Origin of the sequence: Pedobacter changchengzhani (assembly GCF_004354365.1) — a bacterium.
Lineage (GTDB): Bacteria > Bacteroidota > Bacteroidia > Sphingobacteriales > Sphingobacteriaceae > Pedobacter > Pedobacter changchengzhani.
The window spans coordinates 173,275-195,973 of record NZ_SJCY01000003.1 but is presented as its reverse complement, the minus strand read 5'-3'; the positions used below and the strand labels follow the sequence as shown (position 1 = coordinate 195,973).

The 22,699-nt window shown below is 35.5% G+C and carries 20 protein-coding genes; 9 read left to right on the top strand and 11 right to left on the bottom strand.

From position 1 onward, the window contains the following. Window positions 1–267: 267 nt before the first annotated feature. Both EZJ43_RS05920 and gyrB read right to left on the bottom strand, forming a co-directional pair. Window positions 268–1,218, bottom strand: a complete 951-nt coding sequence (locus EZJ43_RS05920; RefSeq protein ID WP_133261764.1) for a TIGR01212 family radical SAM protein — start codon at window positions 1,216–1,218, stop codon at window positions 268–270. A 203-nt stretch (window positions 1,219–1,421) separates the two neighbouring features. Continuing rightward, window positions 1,422–3,380, bottom strand: coding sequence for a DNA topoisomerase (ATP-hydrolyzing) subunit B (gyrB, locus tag EZJ43_RS05915; protein ID WP_133261763.1), 1,959 nt, complete (start codon window positions 3,378–3,380; stop codon window positions 1,422–1,424). 546 nt (window positions 3,381–3,926) lie between these two features. Here gyrB and EZJ43_RS05910 point away from each other — a divergent pair. The 3 genes from EZJ43_RS05910 to EZJ43_RS05900 all read left to right on the top strand — a co-directional run bounded on the left by EZJ43_RS05910 (window position 3,927) and on the right by EZJ43_RS05900 (window position 5,864). Continuing rightward, window positions 3,927–4,535 (top strand): OmpH family outer membrane protein, encoded by a 609-nt coding sequence (locus tag EZJ43_RS05910; protein WP_133261762.1) that lies wholly within the window; start codon window positions 3,927–3,929, stop codon window positions 4,533–4,535. Window positions 4,536–4,602: 67 nt separating this feature from the next. Beyond that, window positions 4,603–5,046, top strand: coding sequence for a nucleoside deaminase (locus tag EZJ43_RS05905; protein ID WP_207924576.1), 444 nt, complete (start codon window positions 4,603–4,605; stop codon window positions 5,044–5,046). Window positions 5,047–5,123: 77 nt separating this feature from the next. Continuing rightward, entirely contained in the window at window positions 5,124–5,864 is a 741-nt protein-coding gene (locus EZJ43_RS05900) for an EcsC family protein (protein ID WP_133261761.1), read from the top strand. Between the two features lie 75 nt (window positions 5,865–5,939). Here the strand turns inward: EZJ43_RS05900 and EZJ43_RS05895 are convergent, their stop codons facing one another. The 4 genes from EZJ43_RS05895 to EZJ43_RS05880 form a co-directional block, all read right to left on the bottom strand. Further along, window positions 5,940–6,338: an RNA-binding S4 domain-containing protein gene (locus tag EZJ43_RS05895; protein WP_133261760.1), complete on the bottom strand. Its 399-nt coding sequence runs from the start codon at window positions 6,336–6,338 to the stop codon at window positions 5,940–5,942. 55 nt (window positions 6,339–6,393) lie between these two features. Beyond that, a complete protein-coding gene (locus tag EZJ43_RS05890) occupies window positions 6,394–7,263 on the bottom strand; it encodes a DUF6929 family protein (RefSeq protein ID WP_133261759.1) in 870 nt (289 codons plus the stop codon). 49 nt (window positions 7,264–7,312) lie between these two features. Then, window positions 7,313–7,822 (bottom strand): GNAT family N-acetyltransferase, encoded by a 510-nt coding sequence (locus EZJ43_RS05885; RefSeq protein ID WP_133261758.1) that lies wholly within the window; start codon window positions 7,820–7,822, stop codon window positions 7,313–7,315. A 103-nt stretch (window positions 7,823–7,925) separates the two neighbouring features. After that, window positions 7,926–8,573: a hypothetical protein gene (locus EZJ43_RS05880; protein WP_133261757.1), complete on the bottom strand. Its 648-nt coding sequence runs from the start codon at window positions 8,571–8,573 to the stop codon at window positions 7,926–7,928. Between the two features lie 142 nt (window positions 8,574–8,715). Between EZJ43_RS05880 and EZJ43_RS05875 the strand changes: the two genes are divergently transcribed. Next, complete coding sequence (locus EZJ43_RS05875; RefSeq protein ID WP_207924575.1) at window positions 8,716–9,534, top strand: 2,3,4,5-tetrahydropyridine-2,6-dicarboxylate N-succinyltransferase; 819 nt, start codon at window positions 8,716–8,718, stop codon at window positions 9,532–9,534. Window positions 9,535–9,549: 15 nt separating this feature from the next. Next, complete coding sequence (locus EZJ43_RS05870) at window positions 9,550–10,767, top strand: glycosyltransferase family 4 protein (protein ID WP_133261755.1); 1,218 nt, start codon at window positions 9,550–9,552, stop codon at window positions 10,765–10,767. A gap of 2 nt (window positions 10,768–10,769) precedes the next feature. Here EZJ43_RS05870 and EZJ43_RS05865 read toward each other — a convergent pair whose 3' ends face one another. Further along, entirely contained in the window at window positions 10,770–11,291 is a 522-nt protein-coding gene (locus tag EZJ43_RS05865; RefSeq protein WP_133261754.1) for a DUF4136 domain-containing protein, read from the bottom strand. A gap of 126 nt (window positions 11,292–11,417) precedes the next feature. Between EZJ43_RS05865 and EZJ43_RS05860 the strand changes: the two genes are divergently transcribed. The 4 genes from EZJ43_RS05860 (at window position 11,418) to miaA (ending at window position 15,315) form a co-directional block, all read left to right on the top strand. Continuing rightward, window positions 11,418–11,984, top strand: a complete 567-nt coding sequence (locus EZJ43_RS05860; protein WP_133261753.1) for an L-threonylcarbamoyladenylate synthase — start codon at window positions 11,418–11,420, stop codon at window positions 11,982–11,984. 165 nt (window positions 11,985–12,149) lie between these two features. Then, on the top strand, window positions 12,150–13,556 hold the full coding sequence (locus EZJ43_RS05855) for a CCA tRNA nucleotidyltransferase (protein WP_133261752.1): 1,407 nt from the start codon (window positions 12,150–12,152) through the stop codon (window positions 13,554–13,556). A gap of 110 nt (window positions 13,557–13,666) precedes the next feature. Continuing rightward, window positions 13,667–14,314 carry an IS1096 element passenger TnpR family protein gene (locus EZJ43_RS05850; protein ID WP_133261751.1) on the top strand — a complete coding sequence of 216 codons (648 nt, stop codon included), beginning with the start codon at window positions 13,667–13,669 and terminating at the stop codon, window positions 14,312–14,314. A gap of 74 nt (window positions 14,315–14,388) precedes the next feature. Beyond that, window positions 14,389–15,315, top strand: coding sequence for a tRNA (adenosine(37)-N6)-dimethylallyltransferase MiaA (miaA, locus tag EZJ43_RS05845; RefSeq protein ID WP_133261750.1), 927 nt, complete (start codon window positions 14,389–14,391; stop codon window positions 15,313–15,315). A gap of 54 nt (window positions 15,316–15,369) precedes the next feature. Here the strand turns inward: miaA and EZJ43_RS05840 are convergent, their stop codons facing one another. The 4 genes from EZJ43_RS05840 to rpoC all read right to left on the bottom strand — a co-directional run bounded on the left by EZJ43_RS05840 (window position 15,370) and on the right by rpoC (window position 22,690). Next, on the bottom strand, window positions 15,370–16,656 hold the full coding sequence (locus EZJ43_RS05840) for an SGNH/GDSL hydrolase family protein (protein ID WP_133261749.1): 1,287 nt from the start codon (window positions 16,654–16,656) through the stop codon (window positions 15,370–15,372). 17 nt (window positions 16,657–16,673) lie between these two features. Then, complete coding sequence (locus tag EZJ43_RS05835) at window positions 16,674–17,897, bottom strand: OmpP1/FadL family transporter (protein ID WP_133261748.1); 1,224 nt, start codon at window positions 17,895–17,897, stop codon at window positions 16,674–16,676. An 80-nt stretch (window positions 17,898–17,977) separates the two neighbouring features. After that, window positions 17,978–18,289, bottom strand: coding sequence for a DUF3467 domain-containing protein (locus EZJ43_RS05830; protein WP_133261747.1), 312 nt, complete (start codon window positions 18,287–18,289; stop codon window positions 17,978–17,980). A gap of 114 nt (window positions 18,290–18,403) precedes the next feature. Next, window positions 18,404–22,690 carry a DNA-directed RNA polymerase subunit beta' gene (gene rpoC, locus EZJ43_RS05825; RefSeq protein ID WP_133261746.1) on the bottom strand — a complete coding sequence of 1,429 codons (4,287 nt, stop codon included), beginning with the start codon at window positions 22,688–22,690 and terminating at the stop codon, window positions 18,404–18,406. Between the last annotated feature and the right edge of the window lie 9 nt (window positions 22,691–22,699).

Here is a 22,699-nt window from a genome sequence, read left to right as displayed (position 1 = left end):
AAAAGATGAATTTTTATTAAAATAATATAAAAATAAAGATGAAATTGCAATTAAAATAAAATTTAGTAGTTAAATTTTGATGTTATTACAAAATATATAAGAAATAATGAAGGTTATACATGTAAAAATATAGCCAAAACAAAATTATAGCTTAAAAACGAAGCTTAAAAAGAGATAAATCGACATAAAAAAGCGCAAAACCCTTGTTAAACAAAAAAAACTCATGAAAAGTCATGAGTTTTTAAATTGAAAAGATTTTTTTAGAGTTTAAACAGCGATATACGCAGAACCTTGAGTAACTTCTCGTCGTTCTATTTCTTTATCGATGTAGGTTTGGATGGCAGATTTATTTAAACCCCAATTCGGAGCAATTAATAAATCCCAGTCTGAAATTCCAAATAATCGCTGTATCACAATATCTGGACGAAGTAGCGGAATTAGTTCGCACAATAAATCAGTGTATTCCTCCAGAGAAAATAATGGAAAAGGGTTTTTCTTATACTTTGCACCCATAATAGATCCTTCAACAATATGAAGGTGATGAAATTTAACAAATTTTATCTGCGGAAAACGATTAATTTCATGAATGTAATTTAGCATCATTTCCTTAGTCTCCCACGGAAAGCCGAAAATAGTATGCACACATAATTCCAATTTGGTATCTTTAAGTAATTCTACAGCAGCCACAAATTCTGCATGACTGCAACCTCTATTAATCTGATTTAAGGTTTCATCATATATTGATTCCATCCCCATTTCTAAATCAACATCGAAACGATCTGCATAGCTTTCGAGCAAAGCAACTTTTTCAGCATCAATACAATCTGGCCGAGTGCCAACAGAAAAACCGACTACATCTTCGGTATTTATAGAAAGTGCTTCATCATACATCATTTTTAAATAATGCACTGGCGCATAGGTATTGGTATTCGGCTGGAAGTAAACGATATATTTATCTGCCTTATAAGAAGTTTTTGCTCTGCGCATCCCTTCTTCCAACTGCGCTTTAATAGTTGGCAACTTACGCGAGGGCTCTGGCGTAAAAGAATCTACGTTGCAATAGGTACAACCACCATAACCTTTACTTCCATCTCTATTAGGGCAGGTAAAGCCTCCATCAACAATTACTTTAAAAACCCGCTGACCTTTATATTTTTCTCGAAGATGTATTCCGTAACTTTTATAACCTTTAATCCCTAAATCTACCTGTGTTCCCATTGGTTGCAAATTTACGCATTAAGTTGTAAGTAGTTATATTTAGTAGTTAGTATTTAGATATTAGTATTTAGATAAGTACTAAATTAACAAAAAACCCCTCTTCAAAAATAATTTGAAGAGGGGTTTACATATGTTAGCCTTTACCTTTAGTCTTTCTACCTCGCTTTTAAAGTCCCCTTTAGGGGATTTAGGGGTTAGACGAGTTAAGCATCAATCTTCGCATACTTAGCATTGCGCTCAATAAATGCCCTACGTGGCGCAACTTCATCGCCCATTAACATTGAGAAAGTATGATCGCACTCTACGGCACTTTCTATAGTAGCCTGCAATAAAGTACGTGTAGCCGGATTTAAAGTTGTATCCCAAAGTTGTTCGGCGTTCATTTCACCCAAACCTTTGTAACGCTGAATGTGCACGCTATCTTCTTTACCTGCGCCCTTTAAACGTTGTACGGCAGCATCGCGCTCTACATCATTCCAGCAATATTCAAACTCTTTGCCTTTTTTAACTTGATAAAGTGGTGGCGAGGCAATATAAACGTAACCTGCTTCTATTAGCGCACGCATATAACGGTAAAAGAAAGTTAAAATAAGGGTTGTAATGTGCGAACCATCGATATCCGCATCCGTCATAATTACAATTTTATGATAACGGAGTTTTGTTAAGTTTAACGCTTTATCATCTTCTGGCGTACCAATGCTTACACCAATTGCGGTAAACATATTTTTTATCTCTTCGTTTTCGTAAATCTTGTGCTCCATTGCTTTTTCAACGTTCAAAATTTTACCTTTTAAAGGCAAAATTGCTTGAATGTTTCTATCGCGACCCTGCTTAGCTGTTCCACCAGCCGAATCTCCCTCTACCAGGTAAATTTCGCATTTAACAGGATCATTGTCAGAGCAATCGGCCAACTTTCCTGGCAAGCCAGAACCACCCATTACACTTTTACGCTGCACCATTTCGCGTGCTTTGCGAGCCGCAGCACGAGCAGTAGCAGCTAAAACTACCTTGTTCACTATCATTCTGGCTTCTTTGGGATGTTCTTCCAAATAAGCACCTAAAGCTTCGCCAACTGCAATATCAACTGCGCCCATCACTTCGGTATTACCCAATTTAGTTTTGGTTTGCCCTTCAAATTGTGGCTCTTGAACTTTAACTGAAACTACAGCGGTTAAACCTTCTCTAAAGTCATCACCGGTGATTTCCATTTTCAAGCCTTTTAACAAGCCCGATTTATCTGCATAACTTTTTAAAGTACGTGTTAAACCTCTACGGAAACCCGCAATATGCGTCCCGCCTTCGTGGGTATTAATGTTGTTTACGTAAGAGTGTACGTTTTCTGAATAGCTATCATTGTACTGGAAAGCCAACTCAACCGGAACACCATTTTTAATACCATCGATGTAAATTGGCTCGGGTAAGAAAGATGCTCTTGTGCCATCCAAAAAGGCCACAAATTCTTTCAAACCGCCTTCAGATTGAAAAACTTCTGAGAAAAATGTTCCATCCTCTAAAGTTTCGCGTTCATCCGTTAGGGTTAATTTAATGCCTTTATTTAAAAAAGCCAATTCTCGCAAGCGAGAAGCTAACGTATCGTACTTATATTCAGTAGTTTGTGTAAAAATGGTTTCATCTGGCGTAAAAGTTACAATTGTACCGCGTTTATCAGTCGTACCAACTTCTTTCACATCGTACAATGGTTTACCAATGTTGTATTCCTGCATCCAAACTTTCCCTTCGCGATGCACTTCGGCTTTTAAATGTGTAGATAGCGCATTTACACAACTTACTCCAACACCATGTAAACCGCCCGAAACTTTGTAGGTATCCTTATCAAATTTACCACCTGCGTGTAAAACCGTCATTACGATTTCTAAAGCCGATTTATTTTCTTTTGTGTTAATGCCTGTTGGAATACCACGACCATTATCTTCAACACGAATAGAGTTTCCTTCTAAAATTCTTACGTCGATGGTATCTGCATGACCCGCTAAAGCTTCATCAATAGAGTTATCTACAACTTCGTAAACTAAATGGTGCAATCCCTTGGTTCCAGTATCACCTATATACATCGAAGGGCGCTTTCGCACCGCTTCCAAACCTTCTAAAACCTGTATATTATCTGCCGAATAATTTGACTTTAAATCCTGTTCTTCGCTCATATTTTAATTAAAAACAATAAGTACCAAAAATAAGGAAATTATGCCAATTATACTAATCTTTGCAGAAGTTTAAGACCAAAGGTAGAAAGCTTAAAGCTTAAAGCAAAAAGCCACTAGTGCATCCCTAAATAAAGGTTTAAAAAACTCCGAAAGGATTGGGTTTATCAAAAAAATCTATTTCAATTGAGAGTTACCTCCCTTTAAATTGCGCCAAAGACATCACTTTTTAACAATTCGCATTTAATTAAAAAATTAAAAGCACTCGAGTTAGTTTAGCACCATACAACCTTAATTTTTTGCAGAGAAAAACTTAGCTAAACGCCTGCGGTTCGGCAGGCGATATAAACGGCATTAAAATTTTTAATTGGAATAAAGCGTTTAGCGAGAGCATACTTTAAAATGAATGAACTACTGTCTTTGCTTTTGAAAACGCTAAATAATAAAGAAATACAATACCACCAATAACCAACCATTAGAATGAAAATTTATATGAAATTGGATATAAAAACTAATTTATATAAGTTTGCCAAAATTTACTAAACAATAATGGAAAAAAGAACACTTAAAACCTTTGGACTTTTTGCAACTGCAGCACTAATTACAGCATTTTCTGCATGCCAAAATAAGGACACAAAAAAAACTGAAACGACAAAGAAAACAGATAGTTCAGCAACAGCAGTAGTTGCAAGCGAAAAGATTGTTTTTGTAAATTCAGATTCTCTTTTAAATAAGTACGGTTATTACAAAGACCTTAAAGTTAAATTTGAGAACAAATCGAAAAATGCTCAATCGGATATGCAGACTAAAGCGCAGGCTTTTCAGCGTGAAGTTGCTCAATACCAGCAAACCGCACAAACTTTAGCAGCTGATGTACGCAAAACAACTGAAGAACGTTTAGCACGAAAACAACAAGAATTGCAAACTTACCAACAAAATGCTGGTAGTGTTTTGCAAACAGAACAAGCTAAAGAAAACGAAAAACTTTATGATAAAGTTGCCGTTTACTTAAAAGGTTATGCTAAAACTAAAGGCTACAAAATGGTTTTAACCTACGCTAAAGGCAATAGTGCTATATTATATGCTGATGATAGTTTAGACGTAACTTCTGAAGTTTTAAAGGGATTGAATGAAGAATATAACAAAGAAAAAAAATAGATTTTAATTAATTGAAAAATATTATAAATGCCTCAAGCAATTGGGGCATTTTTTTGTTATAAACAATATGAGACACGAAGAATTTATGGCGATGGCAATTGAGCTATCGTTAAAAAATGTTGAAGAACACATTAATGGACCGTTTGGAGCGGTAATTGTTAAAAACGGAGAAGTTATTGCAGCATCGGCAAATAAGGTTATGTCTAGCAACGATCCTACTGCGCATGCCGAGGTTTCAGCAATTCGTCTGTCATGCGAAAAAATAAATTCCTTCGATTTAAGTGGTTGCGTTATTTACACCAGTTGCGAACCTTGCCCAATGTGCTTGGGTGCAATTTATTGGGCGCAAATTGATGCAATTTATTACGCTAACGCCAACGAGGATGCTGCCGAAGCTGGCTTTGATGACCAATTTATTTACAAAGAATTAAGTAAACCATTAACAGAAAGAGCTTTACCAATTAAACAGCTAATGAGAGATGAGGCCATGAAGGCATTTAAACTTTGGTAACGATTAAAATTAGTTGATGCATAACTTTAATTGAAACAAACAGCTTGTACCTTAGTCTAAATGCAAATAGCCTTAATATGACTTACGAACAAAAAATTTTGAGTGAGCTGGAGTTTTGGAAATTTAAAATTTTGCAGAAACAATCTTTTTTTGGGAATGTTACCGATAAAGTTCAAAAGAAAATTAACAGTTACATTCCTGATAAAGTACATAATGCGATAACCGTAACCATAAAACAGATGGTTAAAGCTGTGCTTTTTGGATCGAAATATACAACGGCGAAACCCATTTTACATTTAACTTTAATGCATAGAGAAGCATTAATAAAGCAAAAAATACAAAATTATAAAAAAACTGGCGCCGCAGAAGGTGGCATAACTGGAGCTGGTGGATTTTTAATGAGTTTGGCCGACTTTCCAATATTGCTAGGCATCAAAATGAAAATGCTTTTTGATATTGCTGCGGGTTATGGTTACGATGTAAACGACTATCGCGAACGGTTGTTCATTCTACATATTTTTCAATTGGCTTTCTCGAGCAAGCAGGAAAGTAAGAACGTGTTTTTAAAAATGCAAAATTGGGATAAAAGCGCACATTTGTTACCTACCAATATAGATGAATTTGATTGGTTGACTTTTCAACAACAATATCGAGATTATATAGATCTAGCAAAATTAGCGCAGCTGATCCCATTTGTTGGCGCTGCGGTTGGTGCTGTGGCAAATTACAAGTTAATTGAAAAACTTGGCAAAACTGCTATGATGGCTTACAGACTTCGGTTGATACAGTTTGAAACATTGAAAAATTTGCATAGCTAGTCGAATTGTCGTTGTTCTTTTTTCGTTTTCGGACTCTCCCAACTTACTAACTTTTCCGACTTCCCGACTTTCTAACTAATCTTCCTCAAACAATCCACCAATCAACTCATCAGTTTCTCTTCGATCTTTTTTAGTTGGCCTACCTGCTCCACGATCACGTTTTAACGAAGGTGCATGGAATACAGATTTAAACGCATTGGTTTCTTCCAGCGGTGTTAAATCTTTATATTTTGTTAAAGCTGTTGGCGAATCGGTTCTATTGTGAGAAAATGCGACCACTTCAATTATCTTTTTTTCAATTCCTTTAGATACAGAATAAACCTCTCCGATTTTTACAATCGCTGATGGCTTAATATTTTGTCCCTTTAGTTTTATTCGTCCCGCTTTACAAGCTTCTGTTGCCAAACTTCTGGTTTTGAACAACCTAATTGCCCACAAATACTTGTCTATTCTAAGTTTTTCAATTTCACTCATCAAAACAAAAATAAGTTATTATATGGATTATGGCTAATCATAAATGTATCGATTTCTAATATGTAAGCAATGCCTCTATTATTGTCGAATTTCCTTTATCATCATCTGTAATTAGCACAACTTTTGTAATTCCATTTGCAATTTCTTCGTCAATGGTAACTGATTCTACTTTCAAGTTCATTTCTGTATACGGAATTTCGCAATACTTAAAAACTTCGCTGAGCCCGCCATTCGAAATATCAATTACGCCAATAAAACTACCCAAAATTTCTCCATCATCGTAAGCATTGTGGGTATTTTCTACAGAAGCTGTAAAAATGATTTTTGTGTTAGTTTTTAAAGTCGTGGCGCCAGAAAAGCCAGCTTCTACACCGTTAATTTTAGGCAACAAAAATTGTGCGATTTCTGGTTTTGGGAAAGGAATTTCTCCTTTAATGAAAGCGAGTAAATCTTTGTAAAGAATTTTTATAATTAGATTCTTTTTACGGTTAAAGAGATAAATTAAACCACTTTGATAAGCGGTGGCTTCAATGTTCAATTCAGAATCGCCCATTATTGGCAAATTTCTAATGTTATCGTAAAATTCAGAGATATTATATCGTTCAATAATTAGTTCGCCCAATAAAATGCGGACAAAAATATCTCTTTGAGGAGATTTAGAGCCTGAACCAAAAATAACCAATTCATTTTCTCCAATCAGCTCCAAAGTTTCGAAGTCTGGCTTTTCAGATTTAATTATTCTTTCTCCATCAAAATGCGCTGAATCTAAAAGAGGTATTTTAGAAATGAGTTCGAATTCATTATTTAGATGATATAGAAATGGTGCATCATCGCCAATTACATAATAGCTATCGCCAACTTTCGCAATGCCTGATCCGCTAGGAAGGTTTTCTATTGGAATATATTTTCTAACGGTTATTTCCATGAGTTAATTACATCCTTCTTTTAAAACATTAATTTGCATTCGTTCCTTATCATAATTCGATCTCAAAGAAACACACATCAGCATTTTGATAATGCAAAGGAAGCTCCGAAGCATCTTTCAACTTATTTATACCCAAGAAATTAAAACCGCAATTTTCGTAGTGTTTAATTAGCCTGTCATTTTTTCCACAGGTATCCAGTCTAACAAATCTTTTATTTTGCTCTTCGGCAAAAGGTTTAGCCCAATCTACAATTGCTTTTACAAAATTATTGCCTCTAAATTCCGGGTTTGTCGCAATGCGGTGAATATAGATCGCATCATTCTGATCTTTCTCTTCCCAAATTTGCGGATCGCTATAAGTTATTGCCCAAATACAGGCTACTTTTTCCTCAATTAATAATTTAAACTGTCTGTCTTCTAAAACTTCGTTGGTTATTAATTTTCGATCAAATTTTGGCCATTGGTTTCCGGGAAATGTTAGTTTTTGGTATTCCGTAGCTAAATCGTATAGTCGAAAGATTTCGGGGACGTCGGCTACGGTGCTGTTGGTAATGAACATAATAAAGGGGTTTTACTTTCATTTTTTATCTAGTAAATCTAATAGCGTAACTATAGCTACATTACTTGCATTCCTTTGAAAACTTTTTCGTGCATTAATTTTTTTAATCTTTTCTGTTGAGCATAAGTTCAAATCTTTCGAAATTCTCTTTATTACCCCCCAAAATTGAGCTATACCTTATTAAGAAAGGCATGTTACCACAACGCTTAATGACATATCTATCAAAATATAGATTTCCGTCTGGATCGCTAAACATATAACTGTATAAAGCGCCATAAGTTTCGCTTGACTTAACAGTGGAAAGAATTTCAACACCTATGTAATTTCTATTAAGCAATGAATCAATTTTGCTGTAGTCTAAGTCCATAAGGATATGGTCAAAAGGTTCGATAATTATCCTCGAATAATTTATTGAATGAAGAGAATCAGTCTCAATTACTAGTCTTTTATGATGAAAATTTAGAGTATGAATTGGTACTCTACAATCACGCAATAAGATTTCTATTTTTTTATAACAATCTTGAGCATGCAGAGAAGAATTCATCGATAAAAAAACGAGCACAAGCCAAATTTGGAATATTTTTAACATATTATTGGTTGCAACTTTGTTTCTACTTTCTCGATAAAATACTTTGTGAGTCTCTAAATTAGCTTTAAAATGCATAGCTTGCTGTTTTTCAATAATTACAAGAAATTTTATCCCGCTAATATAAAAATTATAAGTGATCCAATAAATTTTGACGGTTCTCAATAATCGTGAATCAAATTCCTTAACAGAATTTTAAATTTTGCATCTTTTAATCCATGGATTACACCTTTAAAACCATTTCATTTAAACAAAAAGCCCTTTAATAGAAAAAAATCATTTATTTTGCGTAAAATTTAACAACATCATGTATTCAGATTTAAAGAAATTAATTGAAGCTGCTTGGGAAGATAGAACCCTTTTACAGTACAGCAACTATTGCGAAGCCATCGAAGCTGTTATTATGCGCTTAGATAAGGGAGAAATTCGCGTTGCCGAACCAGTTTTAAATTCTTGGGGAATTAATGAATGGGTAAAAAAAGCCGTAATTTTATATTTCCCAATTCGCCAAATGAAAGAAATTAAAGTTGGTCCATTTGTTTATCACGATAAAATGGAGCTAAAAACCGACTACCAAGAGACTGGTGTGCGTGTTGTGCCTATGGCAAGTGCACGTTATGGTTCATTTTTGGCAAAAGGCGTAATCATGATGCCATCGTATGTAAATATTGGTGCTTTTGTTGATGAAGGCACAATGATTGATACTTGGGCAACAGTTGGTTCATGCGCACAAATTGGAAAACGCGTGCATTTAAGTGGTGGCGTAGGTATTGGCGGGGTTTTAGAACCTGTACAAGCATCACCGGTAATTATCGAAGATGATGCGTTTTTAGGTTCGAGAGTAATTGTTGTTGAAGGTGTAAAAGTAGAAAGAGAAGCAGTTTTGGGTGCGAATGTAGTTTTAACTGCATCGACAAAAATTATTGATGTTTCTGGCCCTACTCCAATAGAATACAAAGGTGTCGTTCCTGCGCGTTCAGTTGTAATACCCGGTACATATACTAAAAAATTCCCTGCCGGAGATTATCAAGTTCCTTGTGCATTAATCATCGGGAAACGTAAAGAAAGTACAGACAAAAAAACTTCTCTAAATGATGCATTGAGAGAAAATAATGTAGCGGTTTAAGCCAAAAGCATAAAGGTGAAAGCTGAAAGCGAAAAGCAAACTCTTAAAGCCGAAAGTCCTGAACTTGATCAATCAAGCTTTGGTCTTTCGGCTTTAAGCTTTAACCTCAAAATAGGTTTCGATGGCAAGCGTGCTGCAAATAACTTAACCGGACTCGGCAATTACAGTCGGTCGTTAATTGAGCAGTTGGCAACAAAATACCCAAAAAATGATTATTTTGTTTATACGCCTACAGTAAAATCTAGTTTTCAAATTGATACCTTTTTTAATAATGAGCACGTTAAGCTTAAGCTCCCAAAAAATGGCAGTTTTTTATGGCGTTCTTTTAATATTATCAAAGATCTGATTAACGATCGAGTTGAAATTTATCATGGTTTAAGTCACGAAATTCCATTTGCGATTCAGCATACCAAAGTTAAATCAATTGTTACCATTCACGATTTAATCTTCTTGCGATTTCCTCAATATTTTAAATTTATAGATAGAAAACTATACGAATGGAAAAGTAAATCGGCTTGCAAACGCGCAGATAAAATTATCGCCATTAGCGAAAAAACGAAAAGCGACATTGTTGATTTATACGGCGTAAATCCAAATAAAATTGAAGTTATTTATCAAAGTTGCGATGAAATTTTTAAAACTCCGTTAGCTGAAATTGCATTAAATAAAATTCGATTAACATATAATCTACCTAAAAAGTACATTTTAAATGTAGGCACAATTGAGGAGCGTAAAAACCTAAAATTAATTGTTCAAGCACTTAAAAGTGTAGATAACAATTATAAATTAGTCGTAATAGGTAAACAAACCAGTTATTTTAAAACCGTTGAAAAGGAAATAGCCAAACTTGGTTTAGCAGACAGCATCATCTTTCTTAAAAACATACCATTTGCCGATTTACCAGGGATTTATCAAATGGCCACCATCTTCGCTTACCCATCTTTTTACGAGGGTTTTGGTATTCCGATAATAGAAGCGTTGTATTCTGGCATCCCAGTTATTGCCGCAACAGGTTCTTGTTTAGAAGAAGCCGGTGGCCCAGATAGTTTATACGTTTCGCCAACCGATTCAGCCGAACTCGCAAAAGCCATAAACAAAATTCTATCATCTACCGAATTACAAAAAGACATGAAAGTAAAAGGATTGGATTTCGTAAAGAAGTTTGATAGCCAATTGGTTACACAACAACTAATGGAGAGCTATATCGAACTTTTAAAAAATTCAACCCCCTAAAATTACTGCTTTGGTGGATATTGAGCCAATATTTCATTTACACCTTTTTGCATTCTTTCTTCGCGTTTATTAAAATTATCGAGATTAAAACCTTGGCCTAACCCGTGCCAAATTAGTTTTTTCTGCATTGGATCTAAAAAATCAATAATTATAGTCCCTTCTGTAAATTGATTTACTGTTGCCATATTGCCTCCCCAAAACGGATAACGCCAACCCCACATTGCTGCATTATTATAAATTTCATTCACTTCTCGCCCAACAACAACCAAATTAACCAACAAATCTGGTTTACTCGATTTTGAAAACCCTTTAGCCGCCATCTCCGTTTCGATAGCATTTACCATTCGCCGCTTATCTAAATCATTAAGCTTTAATCGGGCCATCCCTTTTTCGTAAAAATCGTAGGTTTTAAAATTAGAAAAATTGGTTTTGCTATCAAAATCTGATGCAGTTCGAAGGCTAGAACATCCGGAAAATACCATTACAACCGTAATAAGCATAATCAATTTATTTGCTGTTTTCATTTTTTTTCGCTGTTAAAAACTTCCAAATACAATAACGTTTAAAAAAGCTAAAATTTTCATCGTTTAGCTATTATTACATTTCTTTAACCATCTTCACTTATTAGATATTAAAATTACCTTTGCAATATGCTTAGAGATGAAATTAACAAAGCTTTAGAAATTTTAAAATCTGGTGGGGTAATACTCTATCCTACCGATACCATTTGGGGTTTGGGCTGTGATGCAACAAATGCCGAAGCAGTTGATAAATTACTTAAAATTAAAAACCGACCAGCTGATAAAAGTTTAATTATTTTACTGGATACAGATAGTAAATTACAGAGTTACTTTAACGAAATACCCGAAATTGCGTATGATTTGATGGAATATGCCGAAAACCCGCTAACAATTATCTTATCGGGCGCAAAAAACTTAGCAACTAATGTAATGAATACCGATGGAAGTGTTGGCGTGAGAATAGTTAAACACGATTTTTGCACGCAACTTTTGCAACGCTTTCGCAAACCCATAGTTTCTACATCGGCAAATTTAAGTGGCCAATCCTCACCAAAGCTTTTTGATGATCTAAGCGAGGAAGTTAAAGAAAATGTTGATTATGTGGTAGATTTTGAGCAAGAGAGCCGCACAGTTAAAACACCATCCACGATTATGAAATTATCTCCTGGCGGACAATTTGAATTCATTAGAAAGTAACGCTAAAATGGTTAACGGTAACTTAATTAAAGAACCTACAATTGTTTTTAGTAATTTCGCAAAACCTTTAAAAATCAATTCGCCACCCTGAATTTATTTTAGGGTCTTTTATTTTAGCAAGGTGCTGATCTCGAAAATTCAGGACAGTATGACGATAATATAAACATGCAACAATACCTACAAAACCCAATATTTAAAACCTTATCGGCAATTGCCGATAAAAACAATACCAAAGCTTATGTAATCGGTGGCTTTGTTCGCGATCTTTTTTTAAAACGCCCGTCAAAAGATATCGATGTAGTGGTAATTGGCGGTGGAATAGAATTTGCCGAAGCTGTAGGTAAAAAGCTTAACGCAAAAGTGGCAGTTTTTAAAAATTTCGGAACAGCAAACGTTAAATACCAAGATTTAGAAATAGAATTTGTTGGCGCAAGAAAAGAATCTTATCGATTAGAATCTCGCAAACCAATTGTTGAAGATGGTACTTTGGAGGATGATCAAATTAGGAGAGATTTTACCATAAATGCTTTAGCCATAAACTTAAACGCACAAGATTACGGCAAATTACTTGATCCTTTTAATGGATTAGATGATTTAGAAAATAAACTTATACGCACACCACAGGATGCGAAATTAACTTTTTCTGACGATCCCTTGCGCATGATGAGGGCAATTCGCTTTGCTTCTCAACTCAATTTTAAAATTGATAATGAAGCCATTGAGGCAATTAAACTTCAAAAAGAGCGAATACAAATCGTTTCAAAAGAAAGGATTACCGATGAGATGAACAAAATCATTTTATCGAAAAAGCCATCAGTTGGTTTTAAATTACTTTTTGATACGGGTTTACTGCATATTATTTTTCCTCAAATGGCAAACTTATTTGGTGTAGAAATTATTAAAGGAAAAGCCCATAAAGATAATTTTTACCACACCTTAGAAGTTTTAGATAATATTTGTTTAACCACGGATGATTTATGGTTGCGCTGGGCCTCAATTTTGCACGATATTGCCAAACCCGCAACCAAACGTTTCGAAGAAGGCCATGGCTGGACTTTTCACGGGCATGAAGACAAAGGCGCCAGGATGGTGCCAAAAATTTTTAACGAACTGAAATTACCTATGAACGAGAAGATGAAATTGGTGCAAAAACTTGTTCAATTACATCTTCGGCCTATTGTTTTAGCGCAAGATACCGTTACTGATTCTGCTGTTAGGCGCTTACTGTTTGATGCTGGCGAAGAAATAGAGAGCTTAATGTTGCTTTGCAATGCAGATGTAACGACCAAAAACGAATATAAAAAAACTAAATACCGCAACAACTTCGAACTCGTAAAACAAAAGTTAAAAGATGTTGAAGAACGTGACCAATTGCGCAATTGGCAACCGCCAATAACTGGCGATAATATTATGCAAACCTTTAACATACTTGCAGGCAAAGAAGTTGGCCTAATAAAAAACGCCATTCGCGAAGCAATTTTAGAAGGTGAGATTTCAAATAATTATGATGAAGCATTTAATTTTATGCTTCATTTTGCAAAACAAATGGGCTTAAATCCCGTTAATAGATAATTTAGTTTTTACCTCAAGCAAGGCGCACTATAATTTTAATACATTTTGCTTGTATTTCTTCTTTGCGTTGATGCAAATTAACTATATTTTTACGTTTCCAAATTTTAATAATGGCTATTTATAAATTTAAAATTTCTTTTGAAGATTTTGATGATGTTGTGAGAGAAATCGACATCAAATCAAATCAAACATTTGAAGATCTACATAGAGCTTTGCATAAATCTATAGGATACAATGCAGAAAAGTCTTCATCGTTTTATGTAAGCACGGATAATTGGCTTAAAGGTGATGAAATAGCCTATTTACCAAGCGATAGAAAAAAAGATCGTGTAGTTTTAATGGAAAACTCAAAATTGAGCAGCTTTATTGAAGACCCGCACCAAAAATTTTATTACATCTATAATTTTGATCGACCTTATGATTTTCATGTCGAGTTAATTAAAATTATTTTAGATGCTGATCCAAGCATTCAATATCCGTTTCTAACCAGAAGTATTGGCGACGCGCCAAAAGTGATGGATTTGAACAGTGCTAAGGCAGAAGTTAGTGCAGGTTCTGAAGCTGTCGGTGAATTTGATTTTTTAAATGAATTAAATTTTGTACCTGAAGATACTGATGAATTGGAAGCTATGGGCGAAATGGGCATTAATACTCAAAACAGAGATACTGAGGACGAAGCGGAAGATGAAGATGGTTTTGGAGATGAATTCTCAGACGATGAAGATTTTGAAGAAACTAATGGAAAAGAAGATTACTAAAGTTTAAATAAACTAAAAAAATTCAAAGGAGCTGTCAGATTTATATTTGGCAGCTTTTATTTTAATAAATTAAAATGGAAAGTGAGGAAGTTTCGGAAATCAAAAGCAAAACGCTCATCGTAATTGTTGGCCCCACGGCGATAGGAAAGACAGAATTAGCTATAAAATTAGCGAAATACTTTAATACAGAAATTGTATCTGCGGATTCTAGACAATTTTTTAAAGAAATGGAAATCGGCACGGCAAAGCCTAGTTTAAATGAACTTGCACTTGCCAAACACCATTTTATTAATTCTCATTCAATTGAAAAATTATTTAGTACCGGCGACTTTGAAGTTGAAGCACTCAAAATAATTGATCATATTTTTGAAACACACAAGATTGCCATTATGGTAGGCGGTTCGGGCTTATATATTAATGCTGTTATAAACGGATTAGACAAATTACCTGATATCGACTTATCAATCCGAGCTGAATTAAATAGAAAATTTGAAGAAGAAGGGATCATACCTATTCAAAAGCAACTTAAGGAGATAGACCCTGAATATTTTGAGAAGGTTGATCAAAATAATCCTCAAAGAATGATTCGTGGCATTGAAGTATTTTTATCGACAGGAAAAAAACTCTCTTCTATGCTGTCTGCATCGAAAAAAGAAAGATCTTTCAATATTATAAAAATTGGTTTAAATACCGACCGAGCAGTGTTGTATAGCCGAATTAACGAACGTGTGGACAGAATGATGGAAATTGGCCTATTAGATGAAGTAAAATCTCTTTCTAATTTTAAGCATTTAAATGCGCTAAACACTGTTGGATATAGTGAACTGTTCGATTATTTAGCTGACAAAATAACGTTACCAGAAGCGGTGAACAGCATTAAGCAAAATACCAGAAGATTTGCAAAAAGACAGTTGACTTGGTTTAGACGTGATGAAGAAACAACTTGGTTTGAACCAGAAGAACTGACCGAAATTGTAACTTTGATTGAGCGTAAAATTTAATAAAAAAAGGGCTTACTAAATTTAGAAAGCCCTTTTTGAGTTTAATGAAAAGTTTTAATTCGGGAATTTAACACCTCTATACTGAGAAACATCAGTAATAGAAATATTTGATCCATATTTACTATTTATCGCATTTATAAATACATTGGCGATGACTGCGTTTCCACGAGGCGTTAAGTGCACACCATCCAATGAGAAAGCACCACCAGTGATGAAACCAGAATTGATATCCACACCGTTAACTTTTACACCTAATTTAACCTGGTTTAAGTAAGCGTATGTATCTGCAATCGCCAAACCTTTGCCATTGGCTAAAGATTTTATCGCTGCATTATAACTCGTAACATAATCTTTAATTTTAATTACCTCGTCTTTATCCAAAACCCAATTATTCGCAATTGGATTTTGTGGACTTAAACCATAATATTGTCCTGATCCATTAGGCACGGCAAATAATCCTGCAGTTTGAAAAGGTAAGCGAATTAAATCAGCAGCAGTTGCTACCCTAACACTACCTGTTCCAGTTTGGATAAAAATTGCTGGAAAAGCCGGATTAATAGCTTGGGCTTTTGCCAATAGCAAGGCTGGCGTTACCGTATTAAAATATGGAATTGCAGTTACATCTGGTATAGTTGCAACCACTCCTTTTTGTCCGCCCGCTGTAAGTACGTTTACTAAATTAGAGTATAAAGTAGAAAACGTTGCTTTATCCGTTAATGAATTGGTCGGATCGGTTGTTACAGCACCATTTGTTGCATAACCAAGAACATCGTTATTGCCAAGCCACAACGAAAAGAAAGTGTGGTTTCTACCCTGAATAAACTGATAGTAACTGGTTACACCTACCTGTGCGCTCGTTAATAATCTCTCCAAAAAAGGATTTGCAGCACTAAATGTTGGGGCAAAAGCCAAATCTAAACGCATACCCGGCACACCCAAATTTTGAACTTCGGTTGTATATTTAGCTAAATGACCTGCTTGATCCACATAAGCCAAGTTATTTGTAACCGGCGTTAACGTTGGCGAACCATTAACTAAAGCAGTAAGCGATAAATAACCGGAGCCATTTGATTGTGCATCTGTAAAAAATGGAGAGGTAAAAGAACCGCCACCAACGGCGAGCATCTTTTCAGCTATTAAATTTGGATAGGCAACTTTTTGACCTTCCAAATATAAACCGCCATCAGCAAATCCTGCAGTTAACGAATTACCAATAGCAATGTATTTACTAAAATTTGCAGCTCCAGTTGTAGAACCTGCAGGTGTTTGTATTTCTGGTTTACAAGAGGCAGCAAATAGCAAGGCGACTGCAACAAAACCATTTAAAATATATTTTTTCATATTTTTATCTCCTAAAATTACCATTTATAAGTTAACGAAAGTCCTGGTGCGTAAACCAAAGTTTTAAATGTACCATCTAAACCACTTTCTATATTTTTTTGCTGACGAGATTGTAAATCTTCGAATAAGAATGATGCATTTACTTCAAATTTAGAACCAAAAGTATAGCCAGCTCCTGCACTTAAAATATAACGGTTCGCATCTGGTGCTTCAGGGGTAACATAACCACTTTGTACTGGAGTTATAGCATAACCTGCGCCAGCTCTTAGCGTAAAATTATCGGTTGCCTTATGTTGAATACCAATTTTAAAACTGGCGCCATCTCTATAATTTCTTGGAGAATGTGTATCACTTAAGGCTGGTGTATTTATCGTATAATCAAAAGCTAATTCTTTATAAATGTGCCATTGCACTAAGCTAGCATCGAACGCTAGCGTTGTTCTTGGAGAAAATGGAATACCAACACCCAATGTAATGGTTGCGGGTAAAGGTAACTCGGCATTAAAATGATTACCGGCAGGGAAACTGCTCGCCAAAGAACTAGGAACCGTAAAATTAGCGTCTCCATTGTCTAATTTAGTAATTACTTTACTGCGGTAAGTTAAACCAAATGAAATTTTGCTTAAAGTTTTTACATAAATACCTGCATTCCATCCGTAGCCTTTACCAGTACCTTTCAACTGCACTTTGCTTGGTGAACCATCAGGAAAATTTACCGGCAGATCTTTTTGCAAGTCAACCTCACCATGGTTGTAAACAAACCCTGCTCCTATTCCAATCGCATCAGTTATTTTAACACTCAACGTAGGCTGGAAATAAATTGCTTTTAAGTTTAAGGATGTTAAAGAATAACGACCAGACCAGTTATCGCCCCAATCTACCAAACCACCAAATGGGGTGTAAACCCCTAAACCTAATTTAAATTTATTGGATTTAGGCCCCCAAACTGCATAAAACTCAAAAGGTGGCGCAATTTTATCCTTCACAAATTCTGTATTACTAGAACCTGTAAGCTTAAAAGCCGATTTGAAAAGAAGTGGATTAACACCTGCTGAAATGGAGTTTTTTTCCAGCATACTCACAGCGCCCGGATTATAAAACACAGAAGCTTCATCTAATGCAAGCGCAGAACCTGCACCCGCCATTCCAATTTGTTTTTGCCCTTGTAAATTTACCTGGAAACCCTGCCCAAAAACCCATATTGGAGCAGATAGCAAAAAACTCAATAAAATTTTTTTCATATTATATTTGGTTATAGTAAATCTTAATATACTATGCAAACATAACAAAAAAACTATTGTTTTAGATTTTATTTAACATTTTATGCTTGGGCAGTCGGGCCACCAAATCCCATAGGGAAAGCTGGTTCATCTTGTGTTTTAATTCTGCCGTTAGCGCCTTCAAATTTTTCAATATTATCAGCTAAAGCTGCCAATAATCTTTTCGCGTGTTCTGGGGTAAGTATAATTCTAGATTTTACTTTAGCTTTTGGTACGCCAGGCATTACGCGGATAAAATCTAACACAAATTCTGTATTTGAGTGGGTGATAATGGCTAAGTTCGAGAAAATTCCTTCAGCTATTTCTTCTGATAATTCAATATTTAATTGATTGTCGTTCTGTTGTTCTTCCATGATATTCAAAAGTAATTAATCTAATAAGATAAGTACGGTTAAAAATGAAAAAATCTATTAAACAAAAAAGTCCTCCACTTTTGGTGGGGGACTAAATTTTAAAATATTTAAATTCTAAGCTTCTACTTCTTCTTGTTTCGAAGCCAATAATTTATCGTATTCTTCTTGAGAACCAACGATGATTCTTTCGTAACCACGAACACCTGTTCCTGAAGGAATTAAGTGACCAACAATTACGTTTTCTTTCAAGCCTAACATGTTATCACGTTTACCTGCAATTGCTGCCTCATTTAATACTTTCGTAGTTTCTTGGAACGAAGCCGCAGAAATAAACGATTTAGTACCTAATGATGCTCTTGTAATACCTTGTAAGATAGAACTAGCTGTTGCTGGTTTCGCATCGCGAACAGTGATTTGTTTTAAATCTTTACGTCTCAATTGAGAATTTTCATCTCTTAATCTACGCAACGAAATAATTTGTCCTGGTTTGATCTCGTTTGAATCACCAGCATCTTCAACAACTTTCTTGTCGTACATTGCATCGTTCTCGTCAGCAAAATCCCAACGATCTACAGCATTGTTTTCTAAGAAAATAGTATCACCTGGATCTTCAATATGAACTTTCTGCATCATTTGGTGAACAATCACCTCAAAATGCTTATCGTTAATTTTTACACCTTGCAAACGGTAAACTTCTTGAATACCGTTTACTAAGTATTCTTGAACCGCTGCTGGGCCTTTAATTGATAAGATATCTGCTGGTGAAATTGAACCATCTGATAAAGGCATACCTGCTTTTGTAAAATCATTATCCTGTACAAGGATGTGTTTAGACAATGGAACCAAGTATTTTTTAACTTCACCATCTTTCGATTCGATTGTGATTTCGCGATTACCACGTTTAACACCACCTAAAGTTACCACACCATCAATCTCAGTTACTACAGCTGGGTTAGATGGATTACGAGCTTCAAACAATTCAGTTACACGAGGCAAACCACCCGTAATATCTCGGGTTTTACCAGTTGAACGAGGAATTTTAGCAATAATTTGACCAGTTTGAATAGCTTCACCTTCATCAACTGAAACGTGAGCACCTACTGGAATGTTATAGCCTTTAATAAATTCACCTTTCTTATCAACAATTTGAACTGAAGGATTTTTAGTTTTATCACGTGTATCGATAATAACTTTTTCACGGTGACCAGTTTGCTCATCAGATTCTTCACGGAAGGTAACACCTTCTATAATTGCATCAAATTGCGCTTTACCGGCAAATTCTGAAAGAATAACCGCGTTATATGGATCCCATGAACAAATTTTATCTCCTTTAGCTAACTTATCTCCTTCTTTTACGAACAAGAAAGCACCATAAGGAATATTATTGGTTACGATAACGCGACCGCTTCCTGGCTCAACAATTTTAAATTCTCCTGAACGACCCAATACAATTTGTACAATACCTTCTTCAGTTTTTGTATCAACCGTACGGATGTTTTCGAATTCGATTACACCATCAAACTTAGCAACGATGTTAGATTCTGCAGCAATGTTTGATGCAGTACCACCCACGTGGAAAGTACGTAATGTTAACTGTGTACCCGGCTCACCGATTGACTGTGCAGCAATTACACCTACAGCCTCACCTTTTTGAACACGTTTACCAGAAGCTAAATTACGACCATAACACAATGAGCAAACACCTCTCTTGTTCTCGCAAGTTAATACCGAACGTATTTCGATACCTTCTAATGGAGATTCTTCGATTAATTTTGCAACATCTTCGTTAATGTCTTCACCAGCACCTACTAACAATGTATTTTCTAAAGGATGGTAAACATCATGTAATGAAGTACGCCCTAAAATTCTGTCGTATAATGGTTCAACAATATCTTCTTGATCTTTCAACGCAGTAGTGTACATACCTCTTAAAGTACCACAGTCTTCTGAATTAACAATCATGTCTTGCGCAACATCATGCAAACGACGAGTTAAGTAACCCGCATCAGCAGTTTTTAACGCCGTATCTGCCAAACCTTTACGTGCACCGTGAGTAGAGATAAAGTACTCTAACACCGATAAACCTTCTTTAAAGTTTGATAAGATCGGGTTTTCGATAATATCGCCACCTGAACCAGATTTTTGAGGTTTCGCCATCAAACCACGCATACCGCAAAGCTGACGAATCTGCTCTTTAGATCCACGTGCACCAGAATCAAGCATCATGTAAACTGAGTTAAAACCTTGATTATCCGAAGATAATTGATTCATAACAAAAGTAGTTAACCTGTTGTTGATACGGGTCCAGATATCGATAATTTGGTTGTAACGTTCGTTGTTCGTAATGAAACCCATGTTATAGTTGTTTCTTACTTCTTCAACTTCTGCTGCGGCTTGCTCTAATAATGTATGTTTTTCTACCGGAATATTTACATCCTGTAAGTTAAACGATAATCCACCTTGGAAAGCCATGCGGAATCCTAATTCTTTGATATCATCTAAGAACTGAGAAGCACGCGCCATACCAGTCATTTTAACTACTTCACCGATAATATCTCTTAACGATTTTTTAGTCAATAATTCGTTGATATAACCAACTTCTACCGGAACCATTTGGTTAAATAACACTCTACCAACAGTAGTTTCTGTTAATTTATTAACGATCGAACCATCAGCCTCTTTAACATTTACCCTTACTTTAATAAATGCGTGAAGATCTAATTCCTTCTCGTTATAAGCTATAATAACTTCTTCTGGAGAATAAAATGATGAATCTTGGCCTTTTACAACTCTTCCTTCATCTGTTCTACGGCCTTTAGTAATATAATAAAGACCCAAAACCATATCCTGAGATGGTACAGTAATTGGCGTACCGTTTGCAGGATTTAAAATGTTATGCGCTGCCAACATCAATACTTGGGCTTCCAAAATTGCAGCATTACCTAGTGGTAAATGCACAGCCATCTGGTCACCATCAAAATCGGCGTTAAATGCAGTACAAACTAATGGGTGTAATTGGATTGCTTTTCCTTCAATCAATTTTGGCTGGAAAGCCTGAATACCTAGTCTGTGTAAGGTTGGCGCACGGTTTAACAATACCGGGTGACCTTTTAATACATTTTCTAAAATATCCCAAACCAATGGATCTTTTCTATCTACGATTTTCTTAGCAGATTTAACTGTTTTTACCACACCACGCTCAATCATCTTGCGAATAATGAACGGTTTGTAAAGCTCAGCAGCCATATCTTTAGGAATACCGCACTCGTGTAATTTAAGGCTAGGCCCAACAACAATTACCGAACGAGCTGAATAATCCACACGTTTACCCAATAAATTCTGACGGAAACGACCTTGCTTACCTTTCAAAATATCTGAAAGTGATTTCAAAGCACGGTTACCTTCAGTTTTAACCGCGTTAACTTTACGTGAGTTATCGAACAACGAATCTACAGCTTCCTGCAACATACGTTTCTCGTTACGTAAAATTACCTCTGGTGCTTTAATCTCGATCAAACGCTTTAAACGGTTGTTACGGATAATTACACGGCGGTATAAATCATTCAAATCTGAAGTTGCGAAACGACCACCTTCTAGTGGCACTAACGGACGCAATTCTGGTGGAATAACTGGAACGATTTTGATAATCATCCATTCCGGGCGATTCTCAATACGAGTATTAGCACCACGGAAAGCTTCAACAACCTGAAGACGTTTTAGCGCCTCATTTTTACGTTGTTGAGAAGTTTCGTTAGCTGCTTGGTGACGTAAATCGTAAGATAACTGATCTAAATCAATACGCTTCAAAAGATCTTCTAATGCTTCAGCACCCATTTTGGCGATGAATTTATTAGGATCTTTATCATCCAAATATTGATTTTCTTTAGGTAATTTATCTAAAATATCTAAGTATTCTTCTTCTGTTAAGAAATCCATATACTTGATACCTTCCTCTTCCATTATACCAGCCTGAATAACTGCATAACGTTCGTAATAGATAATTAAATCTAATTTTTTAGTAGGTAAACCTAATAAATAACCGATTTTGTTTGGCAAAGAACGGAAATACCAGATATGCGCAACAGGAACCACCAAAGCGATGTGCCCCATACGCTCTCTACGTACTTTTTTCTCCGTAACCTCGACACCGCAACGATCACAAACAATACCTTTATAACGGATACGTTTGTATTTACCGCAATGACATTCGTAATCTTTTACCGGACCGAAAATACGTTCGCAAAACAAACCATCACGTTCAGGCTTGTAAGTACGATAGTTAATCGTTTCGGGTTTCAACACCTCACCGCTCGATCTTTCCAAAATAATTTCTGGAGACGATAAGCTAATCGTGATGGACGTGAAATTGCTTTTTAATTTATTATCCTTTTTGTAAGACATATCTCTTTA